This window comes from Sphingobacterium sp. UBA6317 (assembly GCF_002440385.1).
GTDB lineage: Bacteria > Bacteroidota > Bacteroidia > Sphingobacteriales > Sphingobacteriaceae > Sphingobacterium > Sphingobacterium multivorum.
The window spans coordinates 147,827-158,569 of sequence record NZ_DJTD01000005.1 but is presented as its reverse complement, the minus strand read 5'-3'; the positions used below and the strand labels follow the sequence as shown (position 1 = coordinate 158,569).

Below are 10,743 nucleotides of genomic sequence, written 5' to 3'. Positions count from 1 at the left end.
AGCAAGCAAGCAAACAAGCAAGTAAGTTCTATAAACAATGCCTTTTGAAGAGCTTTCCGCGTGGATGACAGAAGCAGTCAACTTGATGCGGTATTACGTTCAATTATTTATCTGCTGCTGTAATTAAGTCTGCAAATGATTGGCAATAGGATCTGGCCATAATATCCCAGCTATATTGTTTTAGGGTATTCTGTTTAAATTGTAGGCTTAGCTTTTTATAGTGGACTGGATCTTCTAAAATGGCTTGAAGTTGTTCGATCCATGCGTTTTGGTTTTCGCTTGGCAGGAGAAGCCCATTGTAATTGTGTGTAACGGCGCTTGTAATTCCTTCTAATTCGGCGGCAACAACAATTGTGCCTGCTGTGGAAGCTTCTAGGCAGACGAGCCCAAAGCCTTCCATATCACCGGCCATTTCAATATTGGGCATCAAAAAGGCCTGTGCGTTGGTCAGGAGGCTTTGCAGTTGTTCGAATGGAACTTTTCCAAGATGTTCAATTTTTTCGGGGTATGCTTTCAGTAATTTTCGGATGGCCCCTTGATCGGTGGGAAATCCGAGGAATAGGGTGATTAAATGATTTATCTTTTTTGGTGTAAGCTGCAATAGGCGTTCTTTCCATTTCGGTTTTTGATCGAATGGCCCCACCATTAGTAATTTGAAATCGTCCTGAATCGCGGGGATGACATGTTTCATCAACCACGAGAAGCCCTTCCGCTTAACAGGGCGTCCCAAAGTGATAAAATAGGGCCTGCTTTCGCAGGTTGGTTCATTGTTTTGAGTGGAGCAGTGTATCGGATCTACACCGTTGGGTATAACAATGATTTTGGATGGATCGATACCGCGTAACTGTGCGGCGTCGGCGGTGGCTTGGCTAACGGCAATAAGCTGATCAAAAGTGTTAAACCGCGGTATAATCTTACGTTGAAAATAACGAAGTGGAAAAACGATATCCAGACCGTGAAGCGTGACAGCACGTTTTAAATGGGTATATCCTTTGTGAAAAGAGGCGAAGGACGCAATTAATCCATCATTAAAGTGGATAAGCTTGATGCTGGGGTTATCGTTAATTTTGGCTAGAATGCGGCGATTCAGTAGGAAGAAGAAGGCTAAAAGAGGTTCCCTATTGTCATAGACTAAGGTGTGTACCTTCAAGTAAAGAGCCGCAGTATTGATCAGTTCAAAGCTTTGTTTTTCCATACCGCCAACACTTGGGGGATATTTGTGGCTGACAAATAGTATTTCTATTTCAGATGGATACATGTACTGGTTTCCTTTTGATGCATAGATAAAATATAAAACCCAGTGCTACCCAGGTGAGCTGTCGGCCGCGACGTAATAATGAAGCACTGAGCCAAATACTACCTCCTGTAATACCGATCATATGGAGTAGGAGCTTATTGGCGATTTCTTCAATACCCAGTTGTCCTGGAATAAAAGCACCGATGCTTTTTAGCACAATGACGCTCATATCTACTATTAAACCATGTATTGGTTGTACTGAAACACCCAAAAATTTTAGAATATAATAGAATTCAAGGCTGCCAATAATCCAATGTAGTGCAAAAAGTAAGTAAGAATACCAAAAAACCTTATTTTGATGTTTATAAAAGTCTTTTACACTCCAAAGGAGTGACTGAACATGCGCTTGTGCTTTTCCAAAAGGTGTTGCTGTTGAAGCCTTGGTTTGTGAGGGACTTTTTGCAGCTATTAACCAGTAAAGTATCAAGATCATCAAAAGAAATAAGAACATACAGATCATATAAATTACTGGGCCTGCGTAGCGTATAATTTCATTTTTTAAAGGAGAAAATATCAACCAAATCATAGCAATCAAAAAGAGTGTCAATTGAGACAGTACGGCAGTAATACGGGATATTGCAACCGAATTCAATCCTTCTTTTAAAGGAATGTCATAACGGGTTATCAATTGTGCCTTTAATAAATCGCCACCGATAATGCTGGTGGGATTGAATAGTCCAACGGTTTCCCCGATTTGACGGACGGCAAAGAGTTTGAGCAGATTGACCTTCTTTTTTGCAGGGCCTAAACATATCCACCAAGCTAATGTACCTAAAAAATAGGCCGCGCAAGTTGTAAACAAAATAACGATGAAGCGATAACCAACAGAGGAGAGCTCTTTTTTCAACGCATTTAAATCGCTTTTCGCTAAAAAGATCGTGATGGACGCCAAAATCAAAAGTAAAAAAACACCTTTGATGAGTTGGCTTGGGTTTGTTAATTTGCCCATGCCAAATCGACTTCCTGTGTTTTGTCTATCAATAGTTCAATGTCATTAAAATAGCGTCCAGCTAGTCTATTCCAATCCAGTTGCCCAACATAGGATAGACCTTCAATGACGAGATTCTTTTTTAAGCTTGCGTCGGAGAGAATTTTTTTGAGGTAGTAAACATATCCAGCCGCATTTTCAGGTTGACACTTAAATCCATTTTTTCCGTGCTGAATCAAGGAGGCCGAGCCTCCGCCGTTGGCGATAACACAAGGAAGTCCGGATGCTAATGCTTCGACGACGACGTTTCCATACGTTTCTGAGACCGACGGAAAAACAAACGCATCGGCAGAAGCATATAAAATTGCGAGCTCATCATGGCTTTTCTTTCCTAAGAAAATAGCTTTAGGCATCTCTTGCATCGCAATTATTTTGGCTGTTCCTTCACCGACAACAATGAAATTATAGTCGAGGTTTTGGGCATGTATCTGTTGATAGATTTCAATAAGCGTTTTAATATTTTTTTCCCAGACGATACGACTGACAAAAAGGATTGTTGGTTTGTCATTCTTTGTGATGGTCTGCAGTTGAGATAGATTCTTTTTTTGGGGGTTAAACAGAGCTGTGTCTATTCCTCTTTGCCACAGTTTTAATCCTTCTTGTTGTAAGCCAATCTGCTGTAATTCATTTAGAATGGATTTGGTCGGTACATAGACAATATCACATTTGTTGTAAAAGTTATTCATTGCTTTTTTCATCCATTGTTCAGTCGGTTTGACTAAGGGTAATATGTTTTTGAAATAATAGGCAATGTATGAAATGAAGTGTGTATGATAGATTGTAAGGACAGGAATACCTTTCCGTTTGGCATAATTCAATGCAAAAAAACCTAAAAGGGAAGGAGTTGCAATATGGATCATGTCGGGAGCAAATTTATCTAAAGCGAGCTCAAGTTTCTTTTTAATAAGCTGTGGAATAGCGAGACAATAATCGTCATTGACCGGTATTTTGAATGTGGGAACCTTGTAAGAATGGAAATTTCGAAATTGCGTAGGGCCGCCGCCATAAATAAAGAAATAGTTGAATTTCTGCTGGTCTATACGGTTTATCAGCTGAAACATTGTCCGTGATGCACCGTCAAAATCCTCGACGAGTATCTCTGTAAAGAAGGCTACCTTTCTCATGTTATTCTTATTAGGGGTTGTATAAAAATAGTTGAAAGCTGTAACCCCTATGCTATGCAGGTATTAACCTTTTGTCATTATAGTGTTTATAAATTATTAGTTTTTAATGATTTGTGCATGATTATTAAAAGTAGAATTAATTGAATATGATAATAGAGCTAATGTTGGTGGAGTACCTTTGGAGTGAACAAAATATTCAGTCCATGCTATTAGATCTATTGTTCGAAAAAAAAATTAGACCCAAGGGTTTTCGAAAGATTGTCATCTTATTTATTTGTGCGTCTGCCGGTGTTATGTTGGGTTTTAAGTTGAAGCCAAAACAACAGCCGAAGTTTAGTAATTCGGTGTATGCAGCTATGCCGGAGGCGACATACGGAAAGCTAAATTTGTTAACATACAATATAGCTGGCCTTCCTGAATTGATTTCCAGTGCTGTAACCGAGCGGTCTTCCAGTATTACGTCGATCGGCAATCGGATCAATGCGTTTGATATTGTCAATGTACAGGAGGACTTTAACTACAACAAGTTTCTTTACAGCGAAAATAAGCATAGCTACCGAACGGCAAATATGGGTGGAGTACCTTTTGGGGACGGGCTGAGTACACTTTCAAAATATCCGATCGTAGAGTTTGAGCGAATAAGCTGGACCGATTGCAATGGTGCAGATTGTCTGACGCCTAAAGGCTTTTCTTATGCTCGAATTCAATTGGCCAAGGCAGTATTTATTGATGTTTATAATGTACATGCTACAGCGCAGGATGATCAGAATGCAACGATTGCCCGGCAGAAGAATATAAATCAGCTAAAAGCCTATATCAAAAAGTATTCGGCTGGCAGACCACTTTTGATTATGGGTGACTTTAATGCACATTATGCTTACGAGCTGGATAACATCGGTTCTTTTCAGAAGGACTTAGGTTTGGTAGATGCATGGGTAAGTTTACGCAACAAAGGTGATATTCCTGCGCATCAAGCGAACTTTGAAGCGAAAACGGCGTTGGAGTTAACAGAGGATTGTGAAGGTATTGATAAAATCTACTATCGCAACGATCATCATTTGCTATTTGAGGCAAAGAATTATCAGGTTCAAAAAAAGCTTTTTCAAAACGAAAAGGGCCAAGATTTATCCGATCATTGTGCAGTGTCCTTACAATTAGGCTGGCGTATTGTCAAACCGTCGGTTCAGTAAAATAAAAACTTTCTCAATTCTTTCATATCAATCGCGATTAGCACTGAACCCCTCAGTGCTTTTTTAATGGACATCAAAAAAGCCCCATAAAATGAATTATGGAGCCTTTATTAAATTGGGATAAATTATCTTATTTATTTATACATTTCTTCACGTTGTGCTTTCACTACATCGCTATTAATGTATTCATCGTAAGTCATCAATTTGTCGATGATACCTTTCGGCGTCAATTCGATGATTCTATTGGCAACAGTTTCAGTCAATTCGTGGTCACGGGATGTGAACAACATGGATCCTTTAAAATCAGACATTCCATTGTTCAATGCAGTGATAGATTCCAAGTCCAAGTGATTGGTTGGTTCATCGAAGATCAGGAAGTTGGCACCTTGAAGCATCATACGGGAGAACATACAGCGCATTTTTTCTCCTCCCGAAAGCACAGATACTTTCTTCATAACCTCTTCACCGGAAAATAACATTTTCCCCAAAAATCCCCGTATAAACTGTTCATCTGCTTCTGGGTTAGTTGTATATTCTCTCAACCAATCAACCAAATTATCACTTTTTCCTTCAAAGAACGCGGCATTTTCAATCGGCATATCGGCAGGAGTGATGGTAACGCCCCATTTGAATTCGCCGCCGAAATCGGTGTCTCTACCAGTGATAATATCGTAAAATGCTGTGGTAACCAATGAATTTGGACCTAGAACAGCGATTTTATCGCCTTTATTAATCATAAACGTGATATCCTTAAAGAATACCTCGCCATTGACCGTTTTGCTTAATCCTTCAACTTGTAGCGTTTGATCTCCTGGTTCACGATTCATGGTATTGAACATGATGGCAGGATATTTACGGTTGGATGGTTTAATCTCGTCAATATTGATCTTATCCAAGGCTTTTTTACGAGACGTAGCCTGTTTGGATTTGGAAGCATTGGCAGAGAACCGACGGATAAATTCCTGGAGTTCTTTTACTTTATCTTCCATCTTCTTGTTTTGATCAGAACGTTGCTTTAACGCTAATTGAGAAGATTCGTACCAGAATGAGTAGTTACCCGTATAGATTGTCATCTTACCAAAATCAATATCCACTGTATGCGTACATACAGCATCCAAGAAGTGACGGTCGTGGGATACAACGAGAACGATTGCTTCGTAACTCGCTAAAAAATCCTCTAACCATGCAATGGTATTAATATCCAAATCATTGGTAGGCTCATCGAGAATCAAAATATCGGGTTTACCGAATAATGCTTGCGCTAAAAGTACGCGCACTTTTTGGTTACCGTCGATTTCAGAAACCAACTTATAATGTAGTTCTTCTTTAATACCCAAACTGCTCAATAAAGTTGCGGCATTTGATTCGGCATTCCATCCATCCATTTCAGCAAAAAGACTTTCCAATTCGCCGGCACGTTCGCCGTCGGCATCAGAGAAATTCTCTTTCATGTAAATGGCATCTTTCTCTTTCATGATTTTGTAAAGCTCTTGGTTACCCATCATGACAGTTTCAAGAACAGTAAACTCGTCGAAAGCATAGTGATCCTGACTTAAAACAGACATGCGTTCGCCTGGCGTGAATGCCACTGAACCTGTCGAAGGATCAACTTCCCCTGAGATAATTTTTAAGAAAGTAGATTTACCTGCTCCATTAGCGCCAATAATACCGTAACAGTTTCCAGGTGTGAATTTTAGATTGACATCTTCGAATAGTACACGTTTACCAAAACGAAGGGAGAGATTTGACACATTAATCATTCAGCAATGAATTTTTTGTATTTTTGATTGTAAATATTCTGTTTATCAGTGTTTTATGCTGTTAAAGTAAGTAGTTCTTTTGATGTACTGTACACGATTGTACAATAATATTTGTGTATATTTGAAACATATAATTTACAAATCATTTACAAAGAACAATGGCTACTGTCGCAGCAGTTATACTTAAACATCATAAAAAACAAGACGGCACTTTTAATGTAAAAATTAGAATTACCCATAAAGGATCTACTGTTTACATAGATACAAACATCTACGCCGGCAAGTCTGATGTTGATACAAAGATACGATTAAAAAAGGTATTTATCGACACATACTTGACTTCTACAGTGAATGATTACCGGAAGAAATTAAACGCCTTGGGGGCTAAAGTTGACTACATGTCAGCATCTGATATTAAAGAGTATTTTTCATTGGAAGATGAGGTTATCGATTTTATTAAGTTTGCTGATGAAAACGTCCAGGGATTAATACAAAGTAATAGAAAGAGTACCGGCTTAAGACGGAAAACCAGTGTCACGTTCTTTAAAAGGTTTTTAAATAAAACTCAATTTAGTGTAGATCTTATTACTTCTAAATTACTTCGCGAGTTTGAAAAATATTTATTCGATAATAAATATGCTGTTAATACTGTTCGAAATACAATGGCAGATATTAGGGCAATTTTCAATGAAGCAAAAGATGTCTATAACAATGAAGAATTAGGTATTGTTAGGATTCACAATTCGCCATTTTCTAAATATTCACCTCCGGAATCTCCCGAAAGTCGGAAAAAGGGGTTAGAGATTTCTGCTCACGCAAAATCCAAATCTTCTAAGAAAGCCGAAATCGATGTAAAACAGATTGTCGATACGGTCAAATTTATTAGAGATGTGCAGATTGAAAATACCGCAGATTCTATAGCTAGGGATCTATTTATGCTATCGTTTTATATGTGCGGAACAAATGCCAACGATTTTCATGCTTACTTACTAGATAAGGATATCGAACGATTTGGCTACAATAGGAACAAAACAAGAGGTAAGAGAAAAGATAAGGCTTTTATTAGCATTAAGGTCACAGAGGAAGCAAAGCCATTAGTTGAAAAATATGCTGGTTATCTGCAGGAACGATATGCTCTCCCTAAGGCAATAAACAACAGGCTTTCGGAGTCTTTCAAACTTCGATTGGGAGATGTATTTGGAATCCCAAATTTCACCTATTATCACGCTCGACATTTCTTTGCAACATTAGCAGGATTTTGTGGCTATGATGATTTTGATATCCAACGCGCATTAAACCAAAAGACAAACACTATGGCAGCTGTATATACAGCACGAGACTGGTCCAAAATTGACGAGATCCAGCGTGCAGTACTGGATCTACTTAAGGATGAAGCCGGCATCCACGATTAAGTATACGGTGGAAATTAGCTTTGCGTCTTAATGCCTGCAGCTTTTTCTAGCTCTGATAATCGAGCTTCCGCCAAGCCTAATCTGGCTAAGATTTCGGAGTTCTCTGAGGTGCTTTTTTTCGTCGTTATGCCAGTTAAAAGCCAATTGATATCCATTGAGTATTTATTAGCCATATAGATTAGAATCTCAGGATTCGGAAAGCGGTGCCCGTTTTCTATTCTCGACATCACTACTGCATTGCCAACTTCTTTCAAATCTTCTTGAGTAATTCCTTTTTCTTTTCTGAATTGTTTAAATCTTTGACCGATCAAAGCTAAATTACTATCTCTATTTTCAGTCTGTGTAGCCATATATCTTTATTTTATTATTTAGATTTTTATGTAAAACTTCGAAACAATTGTTACCTAACCATAAGTAGGGCGAGCAACGGCCAACTTGCTTTAAAGTTAACTTGAAATATAAATTACTTAAAAACGACTGGTCGAAAAGGTCATAAATGAAATCTGTAACTTCTCTCACCAGGTTCTCATCTTCATCTTGATAATTTATGTTTACACACATTGCTATCTTACTTAAGATCCTTGCCCTGTTGGTGCCAAAGCTATTCATCTCGATCAGTTTAAGCCGTAAATTTTTAGGTTTTGGCTTAATATGTATTCCGCCGGCTAATATTCCATTTTCTGACAAAGAACTTTCAAGAATATGTTTCTTTATAATTTTAAAAACCTTCAGTTCAGCAGGGGAGTAGTCGGCATTATAAGGCATTACCGGAGCTCCCTTTTTATAACATTATAAATTTGCTCGATTTCGTCCATGAATACCTGGATATCCGGGTACTTGTCTTTATCAGGATTTAGCGACCGTAAAATCAGTTGCCCTGTTTCTAGATCTTGGTGAGCGATCTGTTTTGCGACGATACCTTCAGTTCGGTGTACAAAGATCCAATTAGGCCATTGATGATTATGGAGCTTACTTTTCCATAGCTCACGTTTCACTTCTCTTCCTGTCGCAATGGTCCCATCCGGCATGGCCTCTTTAACATCTCCATTATCCATGCTGTGACCACTGATCTCAAATGATCTGTATTTTCCTCGAACGTACTTATCAACGGTTATATAATGTTTCGGCAACTCTTCTATAAATTCTTTATCGGCATATCCAGTTAAATATCCAGCTTGTGCATAGACAGGTACTAGTTCCGTCCCCATGCGGTAACGACCTGGCGAAATTTCTGTGAATTTTTGATCCCCATCTTCATCATAAATTTCCGGATTTCCTATGTCTCTAGCGTTCGATTTTATTGTTTTAGATTCACTTACCTCAAACACTTCTTCCTCAGTTGTATTAAAAGTTGTAATTATGTTGATTACAACCTCCCTGGTTAAATTCTCAGTTCTGAAATATTGATAAACTGTATTCCGTGCAACTTGCAGCATTTCTGCAGCATTAATTACACTAATACCTTTCTTTTTAAGATATGATTTAAATTTTTCTCCTTGATATACAGACATATACAAAATAATGTAATATTACATATTGCATTATGTAATTAATGTAATTACATTTGTACCATACGAACAAAACAAAGGTAATACAATAGTTTAAAACAGGCAATCCCAAAATAGTACCAAATGAGTAAACAGCGAATTATAGGAGGGATGATCGACAAAACAGTCGAAATATTTGAAGACATCGAAACGCGTATTCTTTACTGTAGTCATGATATGCGTCAAACCATGTGGCCTAATTTTCCAAGTAATGTAATGGAAATGATTAAGCAAGATATGCTTAACAATCCTAAAAAATTGGAACATCTGGCGAAGTGGCCAAACCTTAGACAGGACCAACAGATAAAGCAATACACACTTTGCAACTTCGGTGGCCTTGACGATTCACCCGATTTCGACGAAGATGGGACAGTTCATAGGTCGGAGTTTTATGACTGTGGACGACGAGGTGTCTGCAAATTTGAAGGCAAAATTTGTGATTCTATTCAGGTTAAAAATGGATATCTAACCAAAGCAGAGCTTGAAGTTCTCAGATATATCCGTCTTCCTGATAAATCGATCGCTGAAAAGCTAAACCGGTCACCGGAAACCATTTCTACGCATTTGCAAAATATTCGTGAGAAAACTGGACAATCCGATAAGTTGAACTTGGCCTTATTTGCCGCAGCAAAAGGAATAACACTTTACAAACCAAATAAAAAATAAATAATGGAACTACATACGATTATCAAAATAGAAAAGCAACCCACAGTAACAGACCATATCGAAGAGATGACTGGTGGAGATGTTAAAAGATTTCATTTGCAGCATATTAAAGCGGTCCGTGAAGCTTGCGGCCGTAAAATGAAAATGGATAAACCGCACATGAGGTATACTACAGTTGTAAATGCTGTTGCCGGTTTTATCGAGGTAAAAGCAGAGTTGAAAACAAATGGAGGTGAGAATGAACCGATTCAAAACAATTAGCATCGTTGAACCTGAGTTAATCTCCCTTCTCCAGGAGTCAGCGGAACTCGGTGCGACCAGAGCACTAATTTCTGTAGGTAAAATGTCTCAGTTCATTTCGAACCAAGAAGCATACAGAAGAATTGGAAGCCGAAGAAAAGTAGATCGATGGATTCAAGAGGGAGTTCTTAATGTGACGGAAGCGGGAATCGATGTCACTCAATTAAATGCCATAGCAGCGAGTGCTAATCTGGCAACTTACGTACACACCAAAGGGAAAAAAGCATGAATTTCTTAGCGAGTACTCTAGAAGATCTAGGATTTTCTAGATATGAATGGAGCGATGAAGAAGTTGGAACGGTGATCGATCATAAGTTTGAAAACGAAAATTTTGCAATTGAAATTACAAACCTTCAAACTGTTGAAATAACCACTAAAGGCCAATATATAGAGCTACCAAACATCAACAATGATGAAAAATTGCAACAATTAATAAGTCTATTAACTAAATAAATCTAT

Annotated in this window: 12 protein-coding genes; 6 read left to right on the top strand and 6 right to left on the bottom strand. The window is 38.2% G+C overall.

Annotated features, from left to right (window positions below; genetic code table 11):
* Positions 1–103: 103 nt before the first annotated feature.
* The 3 genes from B3E92_RS01375 to B3E92_RS01365 are packed head-to-tail and all read right to left on the bottom strand — an operon-like array spanning position 104 to position 3,409.
* Positions 104–1,195 (bottom strand): glycosyltransferase family 4 protein, encoded by a 1,092-nt coding sequence (locus B3E92_RS01375; RefSeq protein ID WP_286895020.1) that lies wholly within the window; start codon positions 1,193–1,195, stop codon positions 104–106.
* Between the two features lie 49 nt (positions 1,196–1,244).
* Entirely contained in the window at positions 1,245–2,246 is a 1,002-nt protein-coding gene (locus tag B3E92_RS01370) for a lysylphosphatidylglycerol synthase transmembrane domain-containing protein (RefSeq protein WP_070565502.1), read from the bottom strand.
* On the bottom strand, positions 2,234–3,409 hold the full coding sequence (locus B3E92_RS01365) for a glycosyltransferase family 4 protein (RefSeq protein WP_070565500.1): 1,176 nt from the start codon (positions 3,407–3,409) through the stop codon (positions 2,234–2,236). The genes B3E92_RS01370 and B3E92_RS01365 overlap by 13 nt, the downstream gene beginning before the upstream one ends.
* A gap of 146 nt (positions 3,410–3,555) precedes the next feature.
* Between B3E92_RS01365 and B3E92_RS01360 the strand changes: the two genes are divergently transcribed.
* On the top strand, positions 3,556–4,599 hold the full coding sequence (locus B3E92_RS01360) for an endonuclease/exonuclease/phosphatase family protein (protein ID WP_115045734.1): 1,044 nt from the start codon (positions 3,556–3,558) through the stop codon (positions 4,597–4,599).
* A 134-nt stretch (positions 4,600–4,733) separates the two neighbouring features.
* Here the strand turns inward: B3E92_RS01360 and B3E92_RS01355 are convergent, their stop codons facing one another.
* The gene (locus B3E92_RS01355) at positions 4,734–6,359 is read right to left on the bottom strand and encodes an ABC-F family ATP-binding cassette domain-containing protein (protein WP_286895018.1); all 1,626 of its coding nucleotides are present in this window, start codon (positions 6,357–6,359) and stop codon (positions 4,734–4,736) included.
* A 158-nt stretch (positions 6,360–6,517) separates the two neighbouring features.
* Between B3E92_RS01355 and B3E92_RS01350 the strand changes: the two genes are divergently transcribed.
* Positions 6,518–7,771 carry a phage integrase SAM-like domain-containing protein gene (locus B3E92_RS01350; protein ID WP_286895016.1) on the top strand — a complete coding sequence of 418 codons (1,254 nt, stop codon included), beginning with the start codon at positions 6,518–6,520 and terminating at the stop codon, positions 7,769–7,771.
* Between the two features lie 14 nt (positions 7,772–7,785).
* Here B3E92_RS01350 and B3E92_RS01345 read toward each other — a convergent pair whose 3' ends face one another.
* Complete coding sequence (locus B3E92_RS01345) at positions 7,786–8,121, bottom strand: helix-turn-helix domain-containing protein (RefSeq protein WP_286842790.1); 336 nt, start codon at positions 8,119–8,121, stop codon at positions 7,786–7,788.
* A gap of 414 nt (positions 8,122–8,535) precedes the next feature.
* On the bottom strand, positions 8,536–9,207 hold the full coding sequence (locus tag B3E92_RS01340; RefSeq protein ID WP_286895014.1) for a hypothetical protein: 672 nt from the start codon (positions 9,205–9,207) through the stop codon (positions 8,536–8,538).
* A gap of 195 nt (positions 9,208–9,402) precedes the next feature.
* On the opposite strand from B3E92_RS01340, the gene B3E92_RS01335 reads away from it, so the two are divergent.
* Genes B3E92_RS01335 through B3E92_RS01320 form a run of 4 tightly spaced genes read left to right on the top strand, consistent with a single transcriptional unit; the run spans position 9,403 to position 10,737 of the window.
* The gene (locus tag B3E92_RS01335) at positions 9,403–9,984 is read left to right on the top strand and encodes a helix-turn-helix transcriptional regulator (protein WP_153846342.1); all 582 of its coding nucleotides are present in this window, start codon (positions 9,403–9,405) and stop codon (positions 9,982–9,984) included.
* A gap of 3 nt (positions 9,985–9,987) precedes the next feature.
* Entirely contained in the window at positions 9,988–10,245 is a 258-nt protein-coding gene (locus B3E92_RS01330) for a hypothetical protein (RefSeq protein WP_286778764.1), read from the top strand.
* Complete coding sequence (locus B3E92_RS01325) at positions 10,211–10,513, top strand: hypothetical protein (protein ID WP_286778765.1); 303 nt, start codon at positions 10,211–10,213, stop codon at positions 10,511–10,513. The genes B3E92_RS01330 and B3E92_RS01325 overlap by 35 nt, the downstream gene beginning before the upstream one ends.
* Positions 10,510–10,737 carry a hypothetical protein gene (locus tag B3E92_RS01320; RefSeq protein WP_286778766.1) on the top strand — a complete coding sequence of 76 codons (228 nt, stop codon included), beginning with the start codon at positions 10,510–10,512 and terminating at the stop codon, positions 10,735–10,737. The genes B3E92_RS01325 and B3E92_RS01320 overlap by 4 nt, the downstream gene beginning before the upstream one ends.
* Positions 10,738–10,743: the final 6 nt, after the last annotated feature.